21 protein-coding genes are annotated in these 22,320 nt (G+C 71.9%); 11 read left to right on the forward strand and 10 right to left on the reverse strand.

Going from position 1 to position 22,320, the window contains the following annotated elements; genetic code table 11:
- Positions 1 to 20 precede the first annotated feature (20 nt).
- From AC0693_RS26570 to AC0693_RS26580, 3 genes are all read left to right on the forward strand, one after another.
- Complete coding sequence (locus AC0693_RS26570) at positions 21 to 530, forward strand: MarR family winged helix-turn-helix transcriptional regulator (protein WP_356408129.1); 510 nt, start codon at positions 21 to 23, stop codon at positions 528 to 530.
- A 63-nt stretch (positions 531 to 593) separates the two neighbouring features.
- Positions 594 to 929 (forward strand): DUF3817 domain-containing protein, encoded by a 336-nt coding sequence (locus AC0693_RS26575; protein ID WP_356408126.1) that lies wholly within the window; start codon positions 594 to 596, stop codon positions 927 to 929.
- A 104-nt stretch (positions 930 to 1,033) separates the two neighbouring features.
- A complete protein-coding gene (locus AC0693_RS26580) occupies positions 1,034 to 2,734 on the forward strand; it encodes a coenzyme B12-dependent isobutyryl-CoA mutase large subunit (RefSeq protein ID WP_469332474.1) in 1,701 nt (566 codons plus the stop codon).
- 104 nt (positions 2,735 to 2,838) lie between these two features.
- On the opposite strand, the gene AC0693_RS26585 is transcribed toward AC0693_RS26580, so the two are convergent.
- A complete protein-coding gene (locus tag AC0693_RS26585) occupies positions 2,839 to 3,474 on the reverse strand; it encodes a TetR/AcrR family transcriptional regulator (RefSeq protein ID WP_468464603.1) in 636 nt (211 codons plus the stop codon).
- A gap of 322 nt (positions 3,475 to 3,796) precedes the next feature.
- Between AC0693_RS26585 and AC0693_RS26590 the strand changes: the two genes are divergently transcribed.
- The 4 genes from AC0693_RS26590 to AC0693_RS26605 all read left to right on the forward strand — a co-directional run bounded on the left by AC0693_RS26590 (position 3,797) and on the right by AC0693_RS26605 (position 8,018).
- Positions 3,797 to 4,795, forward strand: a complete 999-nt coding sequence (locus AC0693_RS26590) for a tetratricopeptide repeat protein (RefSeq protein WP_468464601.1) — start codon at positions 3,797 to 3,799, stop codon at positions 4,793 to 4,795.
- A 622-nt stretch (positions 4,796 to 5,417) separates the two neighbouring features.
- Positions 5,418 to 6,074, forward strand: a complete 657-nt coding sequence (locus AC0693_RS26595) for a DUF6230 family protein (RefSeq protein ID WP_469317899.1) — start codon at positions 5,418 to 5,420, stop codon at positions 6,072 to 6,074.
- A 116-nt stretch (positions 6,075 to 6,190) separates the two neighbouring features.
- Positions 6,191 to 6,697, forward strand: a complete 507-nt coding sequence (locus tag AC0693_RS26600) for a DUF6114 domain-containing protein (protein ID WP_356408111.1) — start codon at positions 6,191 to 6,193, stop codon at positions 6,695 to 6,697.
- Positions 6,687 to 8,018 carry a hypothetical protein gene (locus AC0693_RS26605; protein WP_478803086.1) on the forward strand — a complete coding sequence of 444 codons (1,332 nt, stop codon included), beginning with the start codon at positions 6,687 to 6,689 and terminating at the stop codon, positions 8,016 to 8,018. Before AC0693_RS26600 ends, AC0693_RS26605 begins: the two co-directional genes overlap by 11 nt.
- A 114-nt stretch (positions 8,019 to 8,132) precedes the next feature.
- Here the strand turns inward: AC0693_RS26605 and pyk are convergent, their stop codons facing one another.
- The 3 genes from pyk to pta form a co-directional block, all read right to left on the reverse strand.
- Positions 8,133 to 9,563, reverse strand: coding sequence for a pyruvate kinase (gene pyk, locus AC0693_RS26610; RefSeq protein WP_469317902.1), 1,431 nt, complete (start codon positions 9,561 to 9,563; stop codon positions 8,133 to 8,135).
- 63 nt (positions 9,564 to 9,626) lie between these two features.
- Positions 9,627 to 10,850: an acetate kinase gene (locus AC0693_RS26615; RefSeq protein ID WP_469317903.1), complete on the reverse strand. Its 1,224-nt coding sequence runs from the start codon at positions 10,848 to 10,850 to the stop codon at positions 9,627 to 9,629.
- A gap of 48 nt (positions 10,851 to 10,898) precedes the next feature.
- The gene (pta, locus tag AC0693_RS26620; protein ID WP_478803087.1) at positions 10,899 to 12,980 is read right to left on the reverse strand and encodes a phosphate acetyltransferase; all 2,082 of its coding nucleotides are present in this window, start codon (positions 12,978 to 12,980) and stop codon (positions 10,899 to 10,901) included.
- A gap of 276 nt (positions 12,981 to 13,256) precedes the next feature.
- Here pta and AC0693_RS26625 point away from each other — a divergent pair, with 276 nt between their 5' ends.
- Positions 13,257 to 14,282, forward strand: coding sequence for an ATP-dependent 6-phosphofructokinase (locus tag AC0693_RS26625; protein WP_356408096.1), 1,026 nt, complete (start codon positions 13,257 to 13,259; stop codon positions 14,280 to 14,282).
- A 41-nt stretch (positions 14,283 to 14,323) separates the two neighbouring features.
- Here the strand turns inward: AC0693_RS26625 and AC0693_RS26630 are convergent, their stop codons facing one another.
- The 4 genes from AC0693_RS26630 to AC0693_RS26645 all read right to left on the reverse strand — a co-directional run bounded on the left by AC0693_RS26630 (position 14,324) and on the right by AC0693_RS26645 (position 16,967).
- Entirely contained in the window at positions 14,324 to 14,944 is a 621-nt protein-coding gene (locus AC0693_RS26630) for an XRE family transcriptional regulator (protein WP_469317954.1), read from the reverse strand.
- 377 nt (positions 14,945 to 15,321) lie between these two features.
- Complete coding sequence (locus AC0693_RS26635) at positions 15,322 to 15,480, reverse strand: hypothetical protein (protein WP_356408090.1); 159 nt, start codon at positions 15,478 to 15,480, stop codon at positions 15,322 to 15,324.
- Positions 15,477 to 15,707 carry a hypothetical protein gene (locus AC0693_RS26640; RefSeq protein WP_469332486.1) on the reverse strand — a complete coding sequence of 77 codons (231 nt, stop codon included), beginning with the start codon at positions 15,705 to 15,707 and terminating at the stop codon, positions 15,477 to 15,479. Before AC0693_RS26640 ends, AC0693_RS26635 begins: the two co-directional genes overlap by 4 nt.
- Positions 15,708 to 15,791: 84 nt before the next feature.
- Positions 15,792 to 16,967: a helix-turn-helix domain-containing protein gene (locus tag AC0693_RS26645; protein ID WP_478803088.1), complete on the reverse strand. Its 1,176-nt coding sequence runs from the start codon at positions 16,965 to 16,967 to the stop codon at positions 15,792 to 15,794.
- Positions 16,968 to 17,083: 116 nt separating this feature from the next.
- On the opposite strand from AC0693_RS26645, the gene AC0693_RS26650 reads away from it, so the two are divergent.
- The 3 genes from AC0693_RS26650 (at position 17,084) to AC0693_RS26660 (ending at position 18,491) form a co-directional block, all read left to right on the forward strand.
- A complete protein-coding gene (locus AC0693_RS26650) occupies positions 17,084 to 17,617 on the forward strand; it encodes a flavoprotein (RefSeq protein WP_478803089.1) in 534 nt (177 codons plus the stop codon).
- A gap of 66 nt (positions 17,618 to 17,683) precedes the next feature.
- The gene (locus AC0693_RS26655) at positions 17,684 to 18,082 is read left to right on the forward strand and encodes a MerR family transcriptional regulator (protein ID WP_478803090.1); all 399 of its coding nucleotides are present in this window, start codon (positions 17,684 to 17,686) and stop codon (positions 18,080 to 18,082) included.
- Between the two features lie 46 nt (positions 18,083 to 18,128).
- Entirely contained in the window at positions 18,129 to 18,491 is a 363-nt protein-coding gene (locus AC0693_RS26660) for a thioredoxin family protein (protein WP_468464587.1), read from the forward strand.
- Positions 18,492 to 18,522: 31 nt separating this feature from the next.
- Here AC0693_RS26660 and glgB read toward each other — a convergent pair whose 3' ends face one another.
- Both glgB and AC0693_RS26670 read right to left on the reverse strand, forming a co-directional pair.
- A complete protein-coding gene (gene glgB, locus AC0693_RS26665; RefSeq protein ID WP_478803091.1) occupies positions 18,523 to 20,832 on the reverse strand; it encodes a 1,4-alpha-glucan branching enzyme in 2,310 nt (769 codons plus the stop codon).
- Positions 20,829 to 22,310: a maltokinase N-terminal cap-like domain-containing protein gene (locus AC0693_RS26670; RefSeq protein WP_478803092.1), complete on the reverse strand. Its 1,482-nt coding sequence runs from the start codon at positions 22,308 to 22,310 to the stop codon at positions 20,829 to 20,831. Before AC0693_RS26670 ends, glgB begins: the two co-directional genes overlap by 4 nt.
- Between the last annotated feature and the right edge of the window lie 10 nt (positions 22,311 to 22,320).

Raw genomic sequence — 22,320 nt, forward strand, 5'->3', positions numbered from 1 at the left:
CGGCGGGTAGGGTCTGGTCCGTGCCCAAGCCGCTCAGTCTCCCCTTCGACCCCATCGCCCGCGCCGACGAACTGTGGCAGCAGCGCTGGGGACCGGTGCCCTCGATGGCAGCGATCACCTCGATCATGCGCGCGCACCAGATCCTGCTCGGCGAGGTCGACGCGGTGGTGAAGCCGTACGGACTGACCTTCGCGCGGTACGAGGCACTCGTCCTGCTGACCTTCTCCAAGGCCGGCGAGCTGCCCATGTCGAAGATCGGCGAGCGCCTCATGGTGCACCCGACGTCGGTGACGAACACCGTCGACCGCCTGGTCCGCTCCGGCCTGGTCGCCAAGCGCCCCAACCCGAACGACGGCCGCGGCACGCTCGCCTCGATCACCGACAAGGGCCGCGAGGTCGTCGAGGCGGCGACCCGGGACCTGATGGCGATGGACTTCGGGCTGGGCGCCTACGACGCGGAGGAGTGCGGGGAGATCTTCGCGCTGCTCAGGCCGCTGCGGGTGGCCGCGGACGACTTCGACGCGAAGTAGCCCGCCGGCCGGGAAGCGGGCCCCGGTCAAGATCGCGCAAAACGGACGGTTAGGCTCAGTGGCATGAAGAAGAGCGTGCTGACCCGCTACCGGGTGATGGCCTATGCCACCGCAGTGATGCTGCTGGTGCTGTGCACCTGCATGATTTTCAAGTACGGCTTCGACAAGGGCGCGGACCTGACCTTCGTGGTCTCCCAGGCCCACGGCGTGCTCTTCATGATCTACCTCGTCTTCGCCTTCGACCTCGGCTCCAAGGCGAAGTGGCCCTTCGGCAAGATGCTGTGGGTCATGCTCTCCGGCACGATCCCGCTCGCGGCGTTCTTCGTCGAGCGCAAGGTCCGCGCCGAGATCGAGCCCCTGGTGAACGGCGCCCCGCAGGCCGCGGCCGCGCAGGCCTGACGCCGCCCTCCGCACTGGAGGCGCGCTCGATCTCACACCACCCCGGGACGACTTCCCGGGGTGGGCCATCGACATTTACTAGGACGTCCTAGTAAATTCGAAGCATGGACGCTGACGCCATCGAGCAAGGCCGCCTTCGCTGGCAGGCCCGTTACGACAGGGCCCGCACCCGCGAGGCCGACTTCACCACGCTCTCCGGCGACGAGGTCGAGCCGGTGTACGGCCCCCGCCCCGGGGACACCTACGAGGGCTTCGAGCGCATCGGCTGGCCGGGCGAGTACCCGTACACCCGCGGCCTGCACGCCACCGGTTACCGCGGGCGGACCTGGACCATCCGGCAGTTCGCCGGGTTCGGCAACGCCGAGCAGACCAACGAGCGCTACAAGATGATCCTCGCGGCGGGCGGCGGCGGCCTCTCGGTCGCCTTCGACATGCCCACCCTGATGGGCCGTGACTCCGACGACCCGCGCGCGCTGGGCGAGGTCGGCCACTGCGGGGTCGCCATCGACTCCGCCTCCGACATGGAGGTCCTGTTCCGGGACATCCCGCTCGGCGACGTCACCACGTCGATGACCATCAGCGGGCCCGCCGTGCCCGTCTTCTGCATGTACCTCGTCGCCGCCGAGCGCCAGGGCGTCGATCCGGCCCTGCTCAACGGCACGCTGCAGACCGACATCTTCAAGGAGTACATCGCCCAGAAGGAGTGGCTCTTCGAACCCGAGCCGCACCTGCGCCTCATCGGCGACCTGATGGAGTACTGCGCCGAGGGCATCCCCGCCTACAAGCCGCTCTCCGTCTCCGGCTACCACATCCGCGAAGCCGGGGCGACGGCCGCGCAGGAGCTGGCCTACACCCTCGCCGACGGCTTCGGCTACGTCGAGCTCGGGCTCTCGCGCGGCATGGACGTGGACCACTTCGCGCCCGGGCTGTCCTTCTTCTTCGACGCGCACCTCGACTTCTTCGAGGAGATCGCCAAGTTCCGCGCCGCCCGCCGGATCTGGGCGCGCTGGATGAAGGAGGTCTACGGAGCGCAGTCCGACAAGTCCATGTGGCTGCGCTTCCACACCCAGACGGCCGGCGTCTCGCTGACCGCCCAGCAGCCGTACAACAACGTCGTGCGCACGGCCGTGGAAGCCCTCGCGGCGGTCCTCGGCGGCACCAACTCCCTGCACACCAACGCCCTCGACGAGACCCTCGCGCTGCCGAGCGAGCAGGCCGCCGAGATCGCCCTGCGCACGCAGCAGGTGCTGATGGAGGAGACGGGCGTGGCCAACGTGGCCGACCCGCTGGGCGGTTCCTGGTACGTCGAGCAGCTCACCGACCGGATCGAGGCCGACGCCGAGAAGATCTTCGACCAGATCCGGGAGCGCGGGCTGCGCGCCCACCCCGACGGCCGGCACCCCATCGGTCCCATCACCTCGGGCATCCTGCGCGGCATCGAGGACGGCTGGTTCACCGGGGAGATCGCCGAGTCGGCTTTCCAGTACCAGCGTTCGCTGGAGAAGGGCGACAAGCGGGTCGTCGGCGTCAACGTGCACCACGGCTCCGTCACCGGTGACCTGGAGATCCTCCGCGTCAGCCACGAGGTCGAGGTGGTCCAGGTCCGCGAGCTCAAGGAGCGCAAGGCCCGCCGCGACGACGCGAAGGTCCGCGCGGGTCTGGACGCGATGCTGGCGGCGGCGCGGGACGGGTCGAACATGATCCCGGCCATGCTGGACGCCGTACGGGCCGAGGCGACGCTCGGCGAGATCTGCGGCGTGCTGCGGGACGAGTGGGGCACCTACACGGAGCCGCCCGGCTTCTGATCCCGCGTCCGGCGCCGGCCGGACGGTATCCGGCGAGCGGAGGGCCGGTCGTGGCGCGCGCGGAGCGTGCCGCGGCCGGCCCCGCGTGCGCCGGGTGCCAATCGTCAGGCTGGGGCCGCCCCGTCCGCGCCCAGCAGCCCGTGCATCAGCAGGGTGGTGAAGGCGGCGACCCACAGCTCGTCCACCGGTTCGGCGCTCACCAGGGCGCGGTGCACCACGGTGCCCGCGATGACGTCGAAGATCAGGTCCGTGGTGCGCCCGGCGAGGTCCTCGTCCGCTTCGTAGGGAAGTTCGCCGCGGGCCTGCGCGCGCTCGCGGCCCAGGACGACGAGACGTTTCTGCCGGTCCACGATCGCCGACCGGATCCGCCCGCGCAGCGCCTCGTCGCGGGTGGATTCGGCGACCACCGCCATGAGCGCCGTACGGGCCTCCGGGCGCCGCAGCAGCTCCGCGAACCGCAGGACGACGTACTCGATGTCGGCCTGGAGCGAGCCCCGGTCGGGGAGTTCGAGGGAGTCGAAGAGTTCCGCGACCGCGTCCACGACCAGCTCGCTCTTGCCCGCCCAGCGGCGGTAGAGGGTGGTCTTGGCGACCCCCGCGCGGGCCGAGACGTCGCCCATGGTCAGCTTCGACCAGCCCAGCTCGACCAGCGCGTCCCTGGTGGCGGCGAGGATCGCGGCGTCCGCCGTGGCGCTGCGGGGGCGGCCGGTGCGGCCGGAACCGGAGACGGGGTTGCGCATGGACGGTGACCATACCCGCCAGTAGCGGAACCGCCAGGACCCCGCACGGTGTGGTTCAGATCACGGACCGCGAGGTCCCGCGGGGAGTTACGCTACGACTCGTAGCGTAAGAGCGACAACCACGCGAGCTACGGCGCCAGGTGGGGACCCGGCGCCACGCAGTTCAGGTGCACGGCCGTGCGGACGACGCCCGGCCGTGGTGCGGCAAGCGGTTCGGCGGTGCTGTTCGCGGCGCCGGCCGTGGTGATGGTCGTAGTGCTGTTTTACGACGTCTTTCACGAGGTCTTTTCGTCGGCGCGCGCACACGGGGGAGGATGTACGCATGCAGCCCAGAAACATGTCCATGAGCGGTGTCGTCGACCTCGCCGCGGTGAAGGCGGCCGGCGAGGCCAAGGCGAAGGCGGAGCAGGCGCGCGCGGCCGCGGCCCGGCAGGGCGGCGCCGACGGCGCCGTCCCCGGCGCCGTGGCGCCGTCGGCGCTCGTCATCGATGTCGACGAGGCCGGTTTTGAACTCGACGTGCTCGAACTCTCGCACCAGGTCCCGGTCGTCATCGACTTCTGGGCCGAGTGGTGCGAGCCGTGCAAGCAGCTCAGCCCGGTGCTGGAGCGCCTGGTCACCGGAGCGAACGGCCGACTGGTTCTGGCCAAGATCGATGTCGACGCCAACCAGCTGCTGATGCAGCAGTTCGGCGTCCAGGGCATCCCCGCCGTGTTCGCGGTCGTCGCCGGTCAGGCGCTGCCGCTGTTCCAGGGCGCGGTGCCCGAGCAGCAGATCCGCGAGACGCTCGGCCAGCTCATCCAGGTCGCCGAGGAGCGCTACGGCCTCACCGGCATCGCGGTCGACCCGGCCGCCCAGGGCGCGTACGGCGGGCCCGCGGGCGGCGTGGACGAGGAGCCGGAGGGCCCCTACGACGCGCTGCTCGAAGCGGCCGTCGTCGCGCTGGACGCGGGCGACCTGGGCGGAGCCGTCCAGGCGTACAAGAACGTACTGGCCGGGGACCCGGCCAACAGCGAGGCCAAGCTGGGCCTGGCCCAGGCGGAGCTCCTCGCGCGGGTGCAGCACATGGACCCGCAGGCGGTGCGCGCCGCGGCGGCCGCGCAGCCGGCCGATCCGGCGGCGCAGATCGCGGCGGCCGACCTGGACATGGCGGGCGGTCACGTGCAGGACGCCTTCGGGCGCCTGGTGGACGCCGTCCGCGTCACGGCGGGTGACGACCGCAACGCGGTACGGCTGCGGCTGCTGGAGCTGTTCGAGGTCATCGGGGCGGACGATCCCCGGGTCTCGGCCGCCCGCACCGCCCTCGCGCGGGTGCTCTTCTAGGGCGCGCCCACGGCCGGCGCGGCGGTTCGCGCCCAGGCCCGCTCGCATGCCGGTGGACCGCCGGTGATTTGTTGACACGGAGATAAACAGCGGCCGCACTTTGCCAAAACTTGGTAATCGCGGTCGCTGTTACTCCCAGTAAGCCGAACCCCGTGAACTGTCCGGTTGGTTCGCTCTTCGTCGTATCTGTCGTGGCCATGGGTGACACCCTGTGTTGCTGCCCGACGGCGACGTGTCGCACTCAGGTTATCCAGCCGTTACCCGCCAGTAACGAACCCCCTTGTGCCCCGGCCGGGAATGGACAACGATCGGCCACGCTCGGTCCATCCCGCAGCGCCGGTCACCCGGCACCGCGCGGAGGGGTCCCCACCGAGCCGGCCGGCGCCAGGGGTGCCGGACGCGGGACAGGGGGGTAGCCGCCGCACCCGGGCGGTTCCTGTCCTCATCAGGTTGCGCGAACGCGTGGCCCAGTGGTTGTCGCTCGGGGGTGATCGCCGGTGTTCCTGACGCGGTACAGCCGCGACCCGGTCGCCTGCGCTCCTTCCCGAGGACGTAGCACTTCTCCCATCCCAGGACGGGCACGGCCCGGACCGGAGATGTACGTCCGATGAGGAGGACCAACATGATTTCCCAGGTTCGTGGTGGGACCAGATGGAAGCGCTTCGCTCTCGTCATGGTGCCGAGCATCGCGGCCACCGCCGCGGTGGGCGTGGGTCTGGCGCAGGGCGCTCTCGCGGCGTCCTTCAGCGTCTCGGGCCAGGACTTCAAGGTGTCGGCCGACGAGCTCGTCGGTGACAACCTGATCCAGTACGGCAGCGTGGCCAAGGGCAAGACCCTCGGCGACGACAAGAAGGACGCGTACCACCCGGTCACCATCTCCGGGTTCAGCCACGCCGAGATCACCAACATGTGCCAGTCCCTGGTCACCCCGGTGCCCGGTCTCGGCAACATCACCCTGCAGCTGCGGACGGGCAACAAGGGCCGTCCCGCCGTCGCGGAGAACATCTACCTCGATGTCGCCGAGCTGGACGCGGACGCCAAGTTCGAGCAGCTCGACATCGGTGTCGCGGTCGGCAACGCGGCGGACAAGGACCACCCGACCGGGCCGCAGGCCGGCACGGTGTCCGATGGCGGTCTCTTCTCGCAGCGCGCGAAGAAGGCCACGCTGACCAACGTGCGGCAGAAGGCATGGGCGACGACGGCGGGCACCTTCACGCTGCCGGACCTCAAGCTGCGCCTCCTCAGCGGGGACCAGCCCTGCTACCAGGACATCAAGTAGTCCGTCCGGTCGCTTGAACCGGCCGGGCGGGCGCGGTGGCGCCTGCGCCGCCCCGTCCGCCCGGCCGGGCGCTCCACCTAGTTCTCCGTACGACCGTTTTCAGGGAGCTGTTGTCCATGTACCCCGAGGCCCCCGTATCCCCGGCAGACGACCACTGGCTCACGGTGCTCTGGTACCGGTTCCGCGCCTGGCGCGGTGCCCGGCCGTTCTGGGCGGGACTGTTCACGCTGCTCGGCGGTATCCCGATCGCGTACTTCCCGTACGCGGACGTCCGGTTGGGCAACATCACGATCGCCATGGCGACGACGGCGGGCGCGGGGTCACTGATCATCGGTGTCCTGCTGGTCACGCTCGGGCTCGCCCTCTGGTTCCAGCAGGGCATCAGGATCTTCGCCGGCGTCGCCACGCTCCTGCTGGGGCTCGTGTCCCTGCCGGTGTCGAACATCGGCGGCTTCCTGCTGGGCTTCCTGTGCGCGCTGATCGGCGGGTGTCTCGCGCTGGCGTGGGCGCCCGGCAGGCCCCTCGACCCCGCGGTCGGGCTGCCCGCTCCCCGCGAGGCGGAAACGGACCACGCTTCCGAGACGACTGCCCACGCCGATGGCGGGAGGAACAGTGCGGGGTGACGAGACGCAACGGGCCCAGGCCCCGGGCGGAGAGTCCCGTGAGAGAAGGGGCCCGCGCCACGCGGCGCCCAGGAAGTCGCTGCTGACCAAGCTCCAGATACCCGTCGGCAAGACGATGGCGCTGGCGGCGATGCCGACCGCGGTCTTCGTCGGGATGGGCATGGCGCCGAAGATGGCACTGGCCGACGACAAGGAGATCCCGTTCGCGCCCGGGCCGTGTGTCACGCGGTCCGACGAGCCCACGCAATCGCCCTCCCCGTCGGCCTCGGCCTCCAAGAGCCCGTCCCCGAGTGCGTCGCCCACCGCGACCCCCTCGGCGGGCGTTCCGGTGGGGCCGTCTCCCGCTGCCTCCCCGTCGGCCTCCAAGCCCGCGGCCAAGCAGGGGAACGCCTCCCCGCCGGCGTCCCAGCCGGCGAAGCCGGGGGCCCCGGCCGCCGCCTCGCCGTCCCCGAGCGCCTCGGCGCCCGCGGCCAGGACGCCGAACCCGCTGGACCCGCTGGGTCTGGGCGACGCGGTCAAGGACTTCTTCGACGAGCTGGGCAAGCCCCTCAAGGGCGCCAAGGGCACGGCCGCCCCGGCGCCCGCCACCAGCGCCGCCCCCGGCGCGAAGCAGACCCCCGACCCCGCCGCGGACCCGATCCGCAAGGCGGCGGACCAGGCCGGCGTCTCCGTCTCGGAGCTGTCGCAGGAGGTCAAGGACACCGCGAAGAAGGCCAAGGACGAGACCGGCGCGTCCGACGCGGAGAAGAAGGCCGACGAGGACGCGAAGGCCGACGACGCGGCGAAGGACGCGGACAAGGCCGCGGACGGCAAGACGGCGGACGGCAAGACGCCCTTCCCCTGTCCCACGCTGGACGCCCAGGCCCTCGCCAACGCCAAGCTGGACCCCGGCGCCCCGGTCCTGCCGGACGAGCCGTGGTACCTCGACAGCTCCCTGCTGACCCTCTACGGGCTGGACTACGCGGGCATCGTCGAGGTGAAGACCGCGAACGGCAGCACGAAGAAGGTCCTGAAGTTCACGGCGGACTCGCTCGACATCAAGGACCTCTACCAGACGGTCGGCAAGAGCGGGAACGTCGCGCACCTCAAGTCCCGCCCGGGCTCCACGTCCACGATCCGCGGCGGCACGGTGACGATGTACACCGAGAGCCTGAAGGGGAACCTGTTCGGGCTGATCCCGATCGAGTTCACCCCGAACACCCCGCCGCCGCTGAACGTCCCCTTCGCGTTCTTCACGAACGTCAAGGTCGTCCAGGCCGGCCAGTTCGGCGGCACGCTCACCGTTCCGGGCCTGCACAACTACGTCGGCCCGCCGGAGTAGGCGCTCCCGCAACGCACCGAGGGCGGCACCCCGATCGATCGGGGTGCCGCCCTCGCGTCTGTGCGGCAGACGGTCAGCGGGTGGTGCCGCGGCCGGTGCGCCGCGGCAGCGGCTTCAGCCGCGGGCGCCGCCGTTGAGGTGGTGGACGCGGACCATGTTGGTCGTGCCGGGGACGCCGGGGGGCGAACCGGCGGTGATGATCATGGTGTCGCCCTGGTTGTAGCGGCCGAGCTTGAGCAGCTCGTCGTCCACGAGGTCGACCATCGCGTCGGTGTTGTCCACGTGGCGCACGACGTACGACTCGACGCCCCAGCTCAGCGCCAGCTGGTTGCGGGTGCTCTCGCTGGTCGTGAAGGCGAGGATCGGCTGGACCGTGCGGTAGCGCGACAGGCGGCGGGCGGTGTCGCCGGAGTGAGTGAAGGCGACCAGGGCCTTGCCGTCGAGGAAGTCGGCGATCTCGCAGGCGGCGCGGGCGACGGAGCCGCCCTGGGTGCGCGGCTTCTTGCCCGGGACCAGGGGCTGGAGGCCCTTGGAGAGCAGCTCCTCCTCGGCCGCGACGACGATCTTCGACATCGTCTTGACGGTCTCGATCGGGTAGGCGCCGACCGAGGACTCGGCCGACAGCATGACCGCGTCGGCGCCGTCGAGGATGGCGTTCGCGACGTCGGAGGCCTCGGCGCGGGTCGGCCGCGAGTTGGTGATCATCGACTCCATCATCTGGGTCGCGACGATCACCGGCTTGGCGTTGCGGCGGCACATCTCGATGAGCCGCTTCTGGACCATCGGGACCTTTTCGAGCGGGTACTCGACGGCCAGGTCGCCACGGGCCACCATGACCGCGTCGAAGGCGTCGACCACGGCCGCCATGTTCTCGACGGCCTGCGGCTTCTCGACCTTGGCGATGACGGGGACCCGGCGGCCCTCCTCGTCCATGACCTTGTGGACGTCCTTGACGTCGTCGGCGTCGCGCACGAAGGACAGCGCGACCATGTCGCAGCCCATCCGCAGGGCGAAGCGCAGGTCGTCGACGTCCTTCTCGGACAGGGCCGGGACGTTGACGGCCGCACCCGGCAGGTTGATGCCCTTGTGGTCCGAGATGACACCGCCCTCGATGACGATGGTCTTGACCTGCGGGCCCTCGACCGAGGTCACCCGAAGCTCGACGTTGCCGTCGTTGATCAGGATCTGGTCGCCCTTGGAGACGTCACCGGGCAGACCCTTGTAGGTGGTGCCGCAGATGGACTTGTCGCCCGGGACGTCCTCGGTGGTGATGGTGAACTCGTCACCGCGCACCAGCTCGACGGGACCCTCGGCGAAGGTTTCCAGACGGATCTTGGGACCCTGGAGGTCGGCGAGGACGCCGACGGCACGCCCGGTGTCCTCGGAGACCTTCCGGACGCGGTCGTACCGCTCCTGGTGTTCTGCCTGGGATCCGTGGCTGAAGTTGAATCGGGCCACGTTCATGCCTGCCTCGATGAGCGCTTTCAGCTGCTCATACGAGTCGACGGCGGGGCCCAGCGTGCAGACGATTTTGGAACGGCGCATGGAGCGGATCCTATCGGTTTGTTTCGTAGCGGAATATTCCGTCTGGTGGAAAGTCCAAAGTGACTAACGGGTAACCAGCTCGTACGCCTGGGCGGCGATCTCCAGTTCCTCATCGGTGGGGACCACCGCGACGGCCACCCGCGCGCCCTCGGCGGAGATCAGCCGCGGCCGCGCGGAGCGCACCGCGTTGGCCTGCGGGTCCAGTACGAGCCCCAGCCCGGCCAGACCCTCGACGGCAGCTTCCCGCACCTGGTGGGCGTTCTCGCCGACCCCGGCGGTGAACACCACCGCGTCCACCCGGCCGAGCACCGCCGTATAGGCGCCGATGTACTTCTTCAGGCGGTGGACGTACGCGGCGAAGGCGACGGCCGCCGCCTCGTCGCCCTCGCCCGCGCGCCGCATCACCTCGCGCATGTCGTTGTCCCCGCACATGCCCAGCAGACCGCTCTTCTTGTTCAGGAGCGAATCGATCTCATCCACCGAGAGGCCGCCCACCCGCGCGAGGTGGAAGACGACCGCCGGATCGAGGTCCCCGGAGCGCGTCCCCATGACCAGACCCTCCAGCGGGGTCAGCCCCATCGAGGTCTCTACGCACACTCCGCCCCGCACGGCGGAGGCCGAGGCGCCGTTGCCCAGGTGCAGCACGATGACGTTCACGTCCTCGGGCGCCCGGCCCAGCAGGGCCGCGGCCGCCCGGGACACGTAGGCGTGCGAGGTGCCGTGGAACCCGTACCGCCGGACGGAGTACTTCTCGGCGGTCGCGGCGTCGATCGCGTACCGGGCCGCGTGCTCCGGCATCGTCGAGTGGAACGCCGTGTCGAAGACCGCCACCTGGGGGAGGTCCGCGCGCAGGGCGCGGGCCACCTCGATCCCCGTCACGTTCGCCGGGTTGTGCAGCGGCGCGAGCGGGATCAGGGCGCGGATCTCCGCCAGCACCTCGTCGTCGATCACGGTGGGCCGGGTGAACTTCGTGCCGCCGTGCACCACCCGGTGCCCGATGGCCGCCAGTTCGGGGGAGTCCAGGCCGGTGCCGTCGGCGGCCAGCTCGGCGGCGACGGCCTCCAGGGCGGCCCGGTGGTCCGCGATCGGCCCGAGCGTCTCCCGCTTCGCGTCGCCCGCCGCGGGCGGGGGCCCGTCCACGAGCCGCTCGTGCACCAGCCGGGAGTTCTCCTCGCCGATGCGCTCCACCAGCCCGACGGCCAGGCGGGACCGGTCCGCCATGTCGAGCAGCTGGTACTTGAGCGACGAGGAGCCGGAGTTGAGGACGAGTACGCGCGATGCGGTCACGGATGCGGAACCTTCTCGTGTGGGGGTGCTCGGGTGGTCGTACGGGGATCAGACCGGGGCGGGCCCGGACTGGGCCTGGATCGCGGTGATCGCCACGGTGGTGACGATGTCCTGGACCAGTGCGCCGCGCGAGAGGTCGTTGACGGGCTTGCGCAGGCCCTGCAGGACCGGGCCGACCGCCACGGCGCCCGCGGAGCGCTGGACGGCCTTGTAGGTGTTGTTGCCCGTGTTGAGGTCCGGGAAGATCAGCACGGTCGCCCGCCCGGCCACCTCGGACTCCGGCAGCTTGGTCGCCGCCACGGACGGCTCGACCGCGGCGTCGTACTGGATCGGACCCTCGATCAGCAGGTCCGGACGCTGCGCCCGGACCAGCTCGGTGGCCTTGCGGACCTTGTCCACGTCGGCCCCCGAACCGGAGGTGCCGGTCGAGTACGAGAGCATCGCGATCCGCGGCTCCAGCCCGAACGCGGCGGCGGTGGCGGCCGACTGCACCGCGATGTCGGCGAGCTGCTCCGCGTCCGGATCCGGGTTCACGGCGCAGTCGCCGTAGGCGAGGACCTTGTCCGCCAGGCACATGAAGAAGACCGAGGAGACGATGGACGCGTCGGGCCGGGTCTTGATGATCTCGAAGGCGGGCCGGATGGTGGCGGCGGTGGAGTGCACCGCGCCGGACACCATGCCGTCGGCCAGGCCGACCTGGACCATCAGGGTGCCGAAGTAATTGACGTCGGTGACCACGTCGTTGGCCAGCTCGACCGTCATGCCCTTGTGGGCGCGGGCCTTCGCGTAGTACTCGGCGAACCGTTCCCGCAGCGGCGAGGTCATCGGGTCGATCAGCTGCGCCGCGCTGATGTCGATGCCGAGGTCGGCCGCCTTCTTCAGGATCGCCTGCTCCCCGCCCAGCAGGGTCAGGTCGCACACGCCCCGGCGCAGCACCACGTCCGCGGCGCGCAGCACCCGCTCCTCGGTGCCCTCGGGCAGCACCACGCGGCGCCGCTCGGCGCGGGCCCGCTCCAGCAGCTCGTGCTCGAACATCATCGGGGTGACCCGGGTGGAGCGGGTCACCGAGATCCGGTCCCGCAGCGCGGCCGTGTCCACGTGCCGCTCGAAGAGGCCGAGGGCGGTCTCCAGCTTGCGCGGGGTGGCGGAGTTCAGCCGGCTCTGGAGCGCGAAGAGTTCGGCGGCGGTCGGGAAGCTGTTCCCTGGGACCGAGACCACCGGCGTGCCCGGCGCCAGCTTCGAGGCCAGCGTCAGGATGTCCTTGCCGGGGCGCTCGTTCAGCGTCAGCAGGATGCCCGCGATCGGCGGGGTGCCGGAGGTGTGCGCGGCCAGCGCGCCGATGACCAGGTCGGAGCGGTCGCCGGGGGTGACGACCAGGCAGCCGGGGGTCAGCGCGTTCAGGAAGTTCGGCAGCATGGCGCCGCCGAAGACGAAGTCCACGGCGTCGCGGGCCAGCCCGGCCTCGTCGCCGAGCAACACCTCGCCGCCCAGCGCCCGGGTGATCTGGGCGACCGTGGGCGCGGAGAGCGTCTTGTCGTCCGGGAGCACGTAGCAGGGCACGGGGAGCCGCGCGGTCAGCCGTTCGGCGAGCGCCTCGCGGTCCTCCGCGGCCACCCGGTTGACGATCACGGCCACGACCTCGCAGCCGAGGCTCTCGTAGGCCCGGTAGGCGTTGCGGGTCTCCGCGCGCACCGACTCGGCGGTCTGCTTGGTGCCGCCGACCACGGGGATGACGACCGCGCCCAGTTCGTTGGCCAGCCGGGCGTTGAGCGCCAGTTCGTCGGGCAGGCTGGTGCCGGCGTAGTCCGTGCCGAGGACGAGGACGACCTCGTGGTCGCGGGCGGCCCGGTGGAAGCCGTCGACCAGCCGGGAGACCAGTTCGTCGGCGCCCTTCTCGGCGAGCAGCACGGAGGCCTCGTGGTACTCCATGCCGTAGGCGGTGAACGCGTCCTGGTCGAGCCGGTAGCGGGCCTTCAGGAGGTCGAAGAGCCGGTCGGGTCCGTCGTGCAGCAGCGGGCGGTAGACGCCCACCCGGCCCGTCTGGCGGGTCAGCAGCTCCATGAGTCCGAGCTCGACGACCTGCCGGCCGTCCCCCCGGTCGATGCCGGTCACGTACACGCTGCGCGTCACGCGTGCTCTCCGTCCCTGTGGATCTTACGAGTCGTTTTACCCAATTAGTATGAGCTTGCCCTCTTGACAATACCTCTGCCGATGGTTAAGGCGCCCGCCGGGAAAAAGGCCTGTCCAGGGGGGTCGGAAGGCCCTGCGGGGGCAGTCGCTCGGAGCGCGGCTTCCCCGGGGCCCGTGGAACAATCGGACAGGCCTCACCGGCAAGACCTTCATGTGTACGGCGGCCCGCCCGCACGCGGACCGCTCGGTACGACCAGGAGCAGGAGACACAGCACGATGCGTATCGGAGTTCTCACCGCAGGCGGCGACTGCCCGGGCCTGAACGCTGTCATCCGGTCGGTCGTGCACCGCGCCGTGGTCGGACACGGTGACGAAGTCATCGGCTTCGAGGACGGTTTCAAGGGCCTCCTCGACGGTCACTACCGCCCCCTCGACATCAATGCGGTCAGCGGCATCCTGGCGCGCGGCGGCACGATCCTCGGCTCGGCCCGGATGGAGCGCGCCCGGCTGCACGAAGCCGCCGAGCACGCCGGTGAGCTGGCCGAGCGGTACGCGCTCGACGCCCTCATCCCGATCGGCGGCGAAGGCACCCTGACGGCGGCCCGGATGCTCTCGGACGCGGGGATGCCGGTGGTCGGCGTACCCAAGACCATCGACAACGACATCTCCTCCACCGACCGCACCTTCGGCTTCGACACCGCCGTCATGGTGGCCACCGAGGCGATCGACCGGCTGAAGACCACCGCCGAATCGCACCAGCGCGTCATGGTCGTCGAGGTCATGGGACGCCACGCGGGCTGGATCGCCCTGGAGTCCGGCATGGCGGGCGGCGCGCACGGCATCTGCCTGCCGGAGCGGCCGTTCGAAGTGGACGCCCTGGTGAAGATGGTGGAGGAGCGCTTCGCCCGCGGCAAGAAGTTCGCGGTCGTGTGCGTCGCCGAGGGCGCGCACCCGGCCGAGGGTTCCATGCCCTACGAGAAGGGCGCGATCGACGCGTACGGTCACGAGCGGTTCGCCGGCATCGGCAACCGGCTCGCGGTGGAACTGGAGCGGCGCCTGGGCAAGGAGGCCCGTCCGGTCATCCTCGGCCACGTCCAGCGCGGTGGCACCCCGACCGCCTACGACCGGGTGCTCGCCACCCGCTTCGGCTGGCACGCCGTCGAGGGCGTCCACCGCGGCGACTTCGGCAACATGACCGCGCTGCGCGGCACCGACATCGTGATGGCCCCGCTGGCCGAGGCGGTCACCGAGCTGAAGACCGTCCCGGACGCCCGCATGTACGAGGCCGAGTCGGTCTTCTAGGGCGCCGTGGCCGGGTGGTGCCCCCGGGAGCCGCCCGGCGGTCACCGCACCCGTGCCAGCTCCCAGAACCGGTCCACGATCCCCGCGAGGAACTCGCGCCCCGCGTCCCCGCTGTCCGCCCGGCCGCCCGCCCCGCCCCAGCTCAGGGTGGCCAGCATCCGGGACTGGTAGTCCCCGTGCAGCAGCTCCAGCACCCGCTCCAGCTCGGGCTTGGCCACCGGGAGCAGCTTGGCCAGCGGTTTGACGTAGGCCTGCCAGCGGGTGGTCACGGCGTTGCGCAGCAGCTCCGCCAGCTCGTCGTGCTTGCCGGTGGCGGTCACGAACTGGGCCGGCGTCAGCCCCAGCAGCGAGGTGAGCGTGGCGGACTGGCGCTCGTTGCCCTTCCAGCGGCCGGTGTCCTCCATCTTCTGGTAGGCGGACGGTTCCAGCCCGATCCGCCGGGCCAGCTCCTCCGGGGCCACGCCGCGCGCGATCCGGTGCTCCCGCAGGGTGACCGGCTCGGCCAGCAGCTCGCCGGGGGAGCACCAGAGCACCCCCGCGAGGGCCGTCAGTTCGGCCGAGGACGGCGGTATCTCGCCACGCTCCCAGGCCATGACGGTCTCGGGGGTGACGAGGAGCCCGTACTGGGCGCGCAGGCCGTAGGCGACGTGGCCGGGTGCCATGCCCAGGGCCGCCCGCAGGCGGCGGGCGGCGGGGGCATTGAAAGGGGGGCTGGAGTGCACGAGCCACACCGTAGGAGCGAAAACGGGTTGGCGACTACAGACCGTTCAAACAAGCCCACAACTCGTAGGAACCTCCTACGGTGTTCGGGTATTAAGTCCGGTTATTGTGCGACCGTCCGGTAAACGGATCATGCGAAGATCCATTTCCCGAGGTCCGGTTCAAGCCAAGCGCGCACCCGCCGTGCGAGTGAACCCGATCACACCCTCCGCCGCCACCTGAACCACTCCGGCCGTCGGGGCGTGAACCATTCGGGGGCCCTCGTGCACGGGGGTGGCGAGGGCCCTCCCACCTCCAGTGCCGACGGATCCGGTCCGCCTCACCGCGCGCCCGGGCGGACCGGCTTGCACGCCGGGTCCCGGATGTCGTGCGCCCAGTCGGACGGACGGGCCCCCGACGCGGAGTGCCGGATGAACTCCGTCCCGCCGGCCCGGATCGGCCGGTCGCAGACGGCGCAGATCCGGCCCGCGGCGGTCACAGCCGCTCCAGCAGGGCGGGGGCCGCGGTGAACTCCCGGCCGTCGGCGCCCCGGACGTACGCGGTCCGGGCGCGCTGCGGGACCCCTGCGACGGTGCCGACGCACTCCTCGACGACGGCCATCAACTCGCCCTCGCGACCGGTCCGCGGGTCGCGGACCCGCTGGCGGAGGAGCGGGTGGTCGAGGTGCCCGTACGCCTCGTCCGGCTTGCTCTCGCGTACTTCCATTCCGGGTCTCCCTACGGTCATCAGCGGGTGGTGAGACCACCCTGACCGTTCGGGAGCACACGAACGCTCACAGATCTGTGAGTGCTACAGGCCCACCCAGAGGGCCATTCCACCGAGGGACTCCGGGGCCCGGCGGGACATGTGCACCAGGCCCCGGATCGTCGCCCGCGTCCCCGGCAGGTGCCGCGTCTGCTCCGGCGCCGCCTTCCGTGCCTCCGCGAGGTACCGCAGCGACGTCTTCGCCGACCCCGCCTCCATCTCCACGAGCGCCCTGTCGACCAGGTAGCGGGCCCGGCGGGACGTCAGCGTCGACGCGGGCAGCGTGAGGGAACGGGCCAGGCCGAGTGCCCGGTCGAAGTCGTTGAGCACGATGGCCGTGCCCAGCTCGTGCAGCTGTACGTTGACCCGCCCGAACGACAGCCAGTGCACGTCGGCGGCCTCGTCGCCCACACGGTCCGCCAGCTCCCGGGCCGCAGCGAGATGGCCCTCCACTGCGGTGGCGTCCTCGGCCTTCGCCGCCACGGTGGCCAGCCCGAGGTGGAGCTGACCCGTCACGGCGAGCGCCTCGCGGCTCGTCTGACCGTCCAGCAGGGCCTGGCCCGAGGTGATGAGCGGCGCGGACGTGGCGCACCGCCACAGCGTGGCCCGTTTGTACCGCTGCACCGCCTCGATGCACGGGTCCGACGCTCGCCCGGCAGCCCAGCCCATGCGGTCGAGAGCCACGCGCGCGAGGTCGGGATGGTCGAGCTTGAGGGCCACGTCGTGGGCAGTCCGGTAGGCGGAGGAGAGCGCCCTCCACCCACCCGTGGACGGGGCTGTCCACGCGAGGTGCGTCAGCTCCACGATCAGCGCGGGCAACGCCTTCGCCGCCGCGCGCAGATGCGTCGCCCGAACCTGCCGGCACAGCGCGTCGGCTTCGGTGACCAGCACCGGCTCCGGCCGGATCACGGTGAGGTCCGGGTTGCGCCCGAGGTCGAAGCGGTCGAGGGCTTCCCTGATCGGGGCGACCAACGCGAGCAGCCGGTCGGCGGGAAGTGCGGTCACCGCGGGAGGTCCTGTCAGCTTGGACGGGTCCACCCGAAGGGCGTGGGCCACGGCCGCCACGAACCCGGACGTCGCGGGGCGAGCCCCGCACTCGACCTGATTCAGCAGGCTGAGGCTGTACGGGATCCGATCGGCCAACTCGCGCTGCGTGAGGCGAGCGAGGCGCCGCTGCTCCCGGATCCGGGAACCGGTGTGCTCATCGTCGGGTAGAGGCATACACGTCTCCGTCCAGGACTCGTCATCAAGGACCGTACCCGCGCACCACACGCAGGATCGCCGATCGGCCCGACCACTCCTCGCGGACAGGGGGCGATTACATAGGCTCGGGGGCCATGACAACGAGGACTCTGTACCTGCTCTGTTCGGCCGCCCCGCCCGTTTTCGACATCGCCGGTGTGGTCGAGGAAGCGCAGGCGCGCGGCTGGGACGTGTGCCTCGGGCTGACGCCGACGGCCGCCGAGTGGCTGGAGGACAGCCTGCCCGGACTCGCCGCGCTGACCGGGCATCCGGTGCGTTCGCGGTACAAGCGGCCCGGGCAGCCGGACGTGTGGCCGCCGGCGGACGCCGTGCTGGTGGCCCCGGCGACGATGAACACCATCAATGCGTGGGCGCTCGGCATCACCGGAACGTGGCTCGTCGGGTTCGTCGCCGAGGCCATCGGCAAGGGCATCCCGCTGACGGCGATGCCGTGCGTGAACTCGGCGTACGCCCGGCACCCGCAGTTCCCGCTCTCCCTGGAGACGCTGCGCGAGGCCGGGGTGCGGGTGCTGTTCGGGCCGGGCGGATTCGAGCCGAACGCTCCGGGCGAGAAGCGCCCGTACCCGTGGGCTGCGGCCCTGGACGCCGTCGACGAGCACGGCCGGTAGCCGGCCGGCGCCCTCCGCGCGCCCAGTCCTTGCCTTGACGTCGGCGTCAAGGATTACGGTCGGGCCATGCGAATCGGCGAACTGGCGGAGCGGGCGGGGACCACCACCCGGGCCCTGCGCTACTACGAGGACCGGGGGCTGCTGCCCGCCCGGCGGAGCGGCAACGGATACCGCTCGTACGACGAGGACGACCTGCGGCTGCTCCGCGAGATCCGGGTGCTCCAGGACTTCGGCTTCGAGCTGGAGGAGACCCGGCCCTTCGTGGACTGCCTGCGGGCGGGCCACCCGGCCGGGGACGCCTGTCCCGCCTCCCTCGCCGTCTACCGCCGCAAGCTCGCCGAGCTGGACGGCCTGATCGGCAAGCTCGCCGACGTGCGCGACCAGGTCGCGCGGCAGCTCGCGAGCGCCGAGGAGGCCGCCGGCGAGGCGGCCACCCCGCGCTGCGAGACCACCGTCCGCGACTGAGCCCAGAGACCAGAGACCAGAGATACAACCCACAGGGGAGAAGAAGATGCACCGTGCCCACGGAGTGGACGAGGTCACCGACGCGACCTTCGGGGCGGAGGTGCTCGCCGAGCGCGGGCGCCCCGTCCTGGTCGAGTTCACCGCCGACTGGTGCGGACCGTGCCGCCAGCTGGCGCCCGTGCTGTCCGCCGTCGCCGCCGAGGAGGCGCACCGCCTGAAGGTGGTGCAGATCGACGCGGACGCCAACCCGGAGACGATGGTCCGCTACGGCGTGCTGTCCATGCCCACCCTGCTCGTCCTGCGCGACGGCGAACCGGTCAAGACGCTGGTCGGGGCCCGGGCCAAGCGACGCCTGCTCCAGGACCTGGAGGACGTCCTCGACCCGGCGCCCCGACCGGTCACCGCCTGAGCCTCACCGCCCGAGCCTCACCGCCCGAACCTCACGACCCGGACGGCGGCGCCGGCCTGAACCACACCGTCGACAGCGGCGGCAGCGTCATCCGCAGGCTCGCCGCCCGCCCCTGCGCGGGCACCGGCTCCGGCCGCAGCGGCCGCGGGTGGCGCACCCCGCTGCCGCCGAACCGCTCCGCGTCCGTGTTCAGCACCTCGTGCCACTCGGCCACCTCCTCCGGCACGCCGATCCGGTAGTCGTGCCGGACCACCGGCGAGAAGTTCGAGACGCACAGCAGCGGCGAGCCGTCCAGCGCGAAGCGCAGGAACGCGATGACGTTGTCCTCCGCCGCGTCCGCCTCCACCCAGGCGAACCCCTCCGGCACCGTGTCCCGCTCCCACAGCGCGGGCGCCGCCGCGTAGGTCCGGTTCAGCTCGCCCACCAGCGCGCGCACCCCCTGGTGGTCGCCGGCCGCGGAGTAGGAGGGGTCCAGCAGCCACCAGTCCGGGCCGTGCGCCTCCGACCACTCCGCGCCCTGCGCGAACTCCTGCCCCATGAAGAGCAGCTGCTTGCCGGGGTGGGCCCACATGAAGCCCAGGTAGGCCCGGTGGCAGGCGCGCTGCTGCCACCAGTCGCCGGGCATCTTGCCCACCAGCGAGCCCTTGCCGTGCACCACCTCGTCGTGCGAGATCGGCAGCACGTAGTTCTCGCTGTACGCGTAGATCATCCCGAAGGTCATGTCGTTGTGGTGGTACTTGCGGTGCACCGGCTCCTTCGCGATGTAGCGCAGGGTGTCGTGCATCCAGCCCATGTTCCACTTCAGCCCGAAGCCGAGCCCGCCCGCGTCCGTCGGCCGCGTCACGCCCTCCCAGGCGGTGGACTCCTCGGCGATCGTGACCACGCCGGGGCAGCGCCGGTAGACCGTCGCGTTCATCTCCTGGAGCAGCGCGACCGCGTCGTGGTTCTCGCGCCCGCCGTGCTCGTTCGGCGTCCACTCGCCCTCGCCGCGCGAGTAGTCCAGGTAGAGCATCGAGGCCACCGCGTCCACGCGCAGCCCGTCGATGTGGAACTCCTGGCACCAGTAGACGGCGTTCGCCACGAGGAAGTTGCGGACCTCCTTGCGCCCGTAGTCGAACTCCAGCGTCCCCCAGTCCGGGTGCGCGGCCCGCCGCGGGTCGTGGTGCTCGTACAGCGGCCGGCCGTCGAACTCGGCGAGGGCCCACTCGTCGCGCGGGAAGTGCGCGGGCACCCAGTCGACGATCACCCCGATCCCGGCCCGGTGCAGGGCGTCGACCAGGGCGCGGAACTCGTCGGGCGTGCCCATCCGCGACGTCGGCGCGTAGTAGCCGGTGACCTGGTAGCCCCAGGAACCGCCGAAGGGGTGCTCGGCGACCGGCATCAGCTCGACGTGGGTGAAGCCCAGCTCCTTCACGTACGCCGGGAGCTGCTCCGCCAGCTGCGCGTAGCCGAGGCCCGGCCGCCAGGAGGCCAGGTGCACCTCGTACACCGAGAAGGGCGCCTGGTGGACGGGCCGCAGGCCGCGGGTCGCCATCCACTCCGTGTCCTGCCAGGCGTAGTGCGAGGCGGTCACGATCGACGCGGTCGCGGGCGGCACCTCGGCCCGGCGCGCCATCGGGTCGGCGCGCACGGTGTGGCTGCCGTCCGGGCGCGTGATGTCGAACTTGTACAGCGCGCCCTCGCCCACGCCGGGCAGGAACAGCTCCCACACCCCGGTCGAGCCCAGCGAGCGCATCGGGTACGCCGCCGAGTCCCAGTACGAGAAGTCACCGGTGAGCCGCACGCCCTGGGCGTTCGGCGCCCACACCGTGAACCGGGTCCCCGCCACCCCCTGGTGCTCCATCGGCTCCGCGCCGAGCGCCGTCCACAGCTCCTCGTGCCGGCCCTCGCCGATCAGGTGCAGGTCCAGTTCGCCGAGCGTGGGCAGGAAGCGGTAGGGGTCGTCCACCTCCACCTCGTCGCTGTCGTAGCGGACGAGCAGCCGGTAGTCGGGCACCGTGGTCAGCGGCAGCAGGCCGGAGAACAACCCGTCGCCCTCGTCGCGGAGTTCGGCCCGCAGCCCCTTGGCGATGACGGTGACCGCCCTGGCGTACGGGCGCAGCGCGCGGAAGGCGACCCCGCCCTGCTGGGTACGGGCGCCCAGCAGCGCGTGCGGATCGTGGTGGCGGCCCTCCAGCAGCCGGGACCGGTCGTCCGCACCCAGTGCCGGGGCGGGCCGGACCCCGTGGGGCGGCTCGGTCCGCCGGGCGCGGGGCGGGCGCGGTTTCTCCGCCGCCTCCACGGGCGCGGCGGGGGCGGTGGTCGGGCGGGACGTCGGCGACGGCTGTCGGGCGGCGCTCACGTGTGCGGCCTCCTAGGGGGCTGCTCGCGGGGGTGGGGTGGGGAGAGCGGGAGGGTGTCGGTGACCGGCGGCGGGAGCGGCAGCCGGTGGGCCGGGCGCTCGCGTCCGGACAGCCGCCGGACGGCGGCCATCGGGACGTGCAGCCAGTCGGGGCGGTGCCGGAACTCGTAGCGGGCCTCGTACACCGCCTTGTCGGTCTCGTAGGCGCGCAGCAGGACGGGGTCCTCGCGCGGGTCGCGGCCGGTGGTGCGGGCGTACCCCTCGCAGAAGGCGGCCCGGCAGGCGTCCGCCCAGGCGGGGGCGAACGGCCGGTGGGAGCGGGCCGCGTAGTCGAAGGAGCGCAGTATCCCGGCGATGTCGCGGACGGCCGGTTCGGGGCGGCGCCGGTCGGCCAGCGGCCGGGCCGGTTCCCCCTCGAAGTCGATCAGGGACCAGCTGCCGTCCAGGGTGCGCAGGGTCTGCCCCAGGTGGAGGTCGCCGTGGATGCGCTGGGCGGACACTCCGGCGCCGCGCGAGGCGGCCAGCGCGTCGAAGGCACCGCGCAGCCCCGCCTCGTACGGGCGCAGTGCCGTCACCTCGCGCGCGGTGGCGGCCAGCCGCGCGGTCATCCCGGCGGCGAGCCGGGCCGTCTGCTCGGGGCCCAGCGCGACGGTCGGCAGCGCCTCGGCGAGCGCGCTGTGCACCTCGGCGGTGGCCCGGCCCAGGGCGTGCGCCTCGGCGGTGAAGTCGGCGCCCGCGCCGAGCCGGCGCAGCGCGAGCTGCCAGCCGTCGTCGGAGCCCCGCAGGTAGGGCTGCAGGACGCCCAGGGTCAGCGGCTCGGAGCCGGGCAGGACCGCCTCGTACCAGGCGACCGGCGCCGGGACCCGGGCGCAGCCGGCGGCGGCCAGGGCTCTGGGCAGCTCCAGGTCGGGATTGACCCCGGGGCCGACCCGCCGGAACACCTTGAGGATGTAGGCGTCCCCGTAGATCAGCGAGGAGTTGGTCTGCTCCCCGGACAGCGGCCGGGCCGTCAGCCCCGCCGGGACGACGACCCCCGGATCCCGGTCGAAGCGGAGCGGTCCCAGCAGGCCGGGGGCGCGCAATCGTTCCAGCAGCAGGGCCGCGAGCCGCGGGTCGCCGAGGCCCTCGTAGACGGCCTGGCCGGCGTACGGCCCCTCCTCGGGGCGGCCGATCAGCGCGGGGGCGAGTGCGGGCGGCAGCTCGGGACGGATCCCGAGCAGCAGCTGGTAGCAGTCGCCGTCCACGTCGAGCAGCAGGTGCAGCAGCCCGGGCGAGGAGCCCGGGGGGAGCAGCTCGGCCGCCGAGACCGGTCGCAGGACGCTGATCGCGCGCCCCTTGCCCGCGAACCAGCGCTGCCGTGGCAGCCAGGCCCGCAGCATCGGTTCGAGCGGACCGAGCCGGTCCGGCGCCCCTCTGAGGTCGGCCGCCGTGCGGCCCGACCGGCTGACCTGACTCCGGGTGGATGCAGCCTCCGACATGGCGTCGCGT

The sequence above is a fragment of the Streptomyces sp. NPDC043876 genome, assembly GCF_056435825.1.

What these genes read in the sequence shown, in the direction of transcription:
- AC0693_RS26575 (WP_356408126.1), top strand. Translation starts at nt 594, where the DNA reads ATGAAGAAGAGCGTGCTGACCCGCTACCGGGTGATGGCCTATGCCACC.
- AC0693_RS26580 (WP_469332474.1), top strand. Translation starts at nt 1,034, where the DNA reads ATGGACGCTGACGCCATCGAGCAAGGCCGCCTTCGCTGGCAGGCCCGT.
- AC0693_RS26585 (WP_468464603.1), bottom strand. Translation starts at nt 3,474, where the DNA reads ATGCGCAACCCCGTCTCCGGTTCCGGCCGCACCGGCCGCCCCCGCAGC.
- AC0693_RS26590 (WP_468464601.1), top strand. Translation starts at nt 3,797, where the DNA reads ATGCAGCCCAGAAACATGTCCATGAGCGGTGTCGTCGACCTCGCCGCG.
- AC0693_RS26595 (WP_469317899.1), top strand. Translation starts at nt 5,418, where the DNA reads ATGATTTCCCAGGTTCGTGGTGGGACCAGATGGAAGCGCTTCGCTCTC.
- AC0693_RS26600 (WP_356408111.1), top strand. Translation starts at nt 6,191, where the DNA reads ATGTACCCCGAGGCCCCCGTATCCCCGGCAGACGACCACTGGCTCACG.
- pyk (WP_469317902.1), bottom strand. Translation starts at nt 9,563, where the DNA reads ATGCGCCGTTCCAAAATCGTCTGCACGCTGGGCCCCGCCGTCGACTCG.
- AC0693_RS26625 (WP_356408096.1), top strand. Translation starts at nt 13,257, where the DNA reads ATGCGTATCGGAGTTCTCACCGCAGGCGGCGACTGCCCGGGCCTGAAC.
- AC0693_RS26630 (WP_469317954.1), bottom strand. Translation starts at nt 14,944, where the DNA reads ATGGCACCCGGCCACGTCGCCTACGGCCTGCGCGCCCAGTACGGGCTC.
- AC0693_RS26640 (WP_469332486.1), bottom strand. Translation starts at nt 15,707, where the DNA reads ATGGAAGTACGCGAGAGCAAGCCGGACGAGGCGTACGGGCACCTCGAC.
- AC0693_RS26645 (WP_478803088.1), bottom strand. Translation starts at nt 16,967, where the DNA reads ATGCCTCTACCCGACGATGAGCACACCGGTTCCCGGATCCGGGAGCAG.
- AC0693_RS26650 (WP_478803089.1), top strand. Translation starts at nt 17,084, where the DNA reads ATGACAACGAGGACTCTGTACCTGCTCTGTTCGGCCGCCCCGCCCGTT.
- AC0693_RS26655 (WP_478803090.1), top strand. Translation starts at nt 17,684, where the DNA reads ATGCGAATCGGCGAACTGGCGGAGCGGGCGGGGACCACCACCCGGGCC.
- AC0693_RS26660 (WP_468464587.1), top strand. Translation starts at nt 18,129, where the DNA reads ATGCACCGTGCCCACGGAGTGGACGAGGTCACCGACGCGACCTTCGGG.
- AC0693_RS26670 (WP_478803092.1), bottom strand. Translation starts at nt 22,310, where the DNA reads ATGTCGGAGGCTGCATCCACCCGGAGTCAGGTCAGCCGGTCGGGCCGC.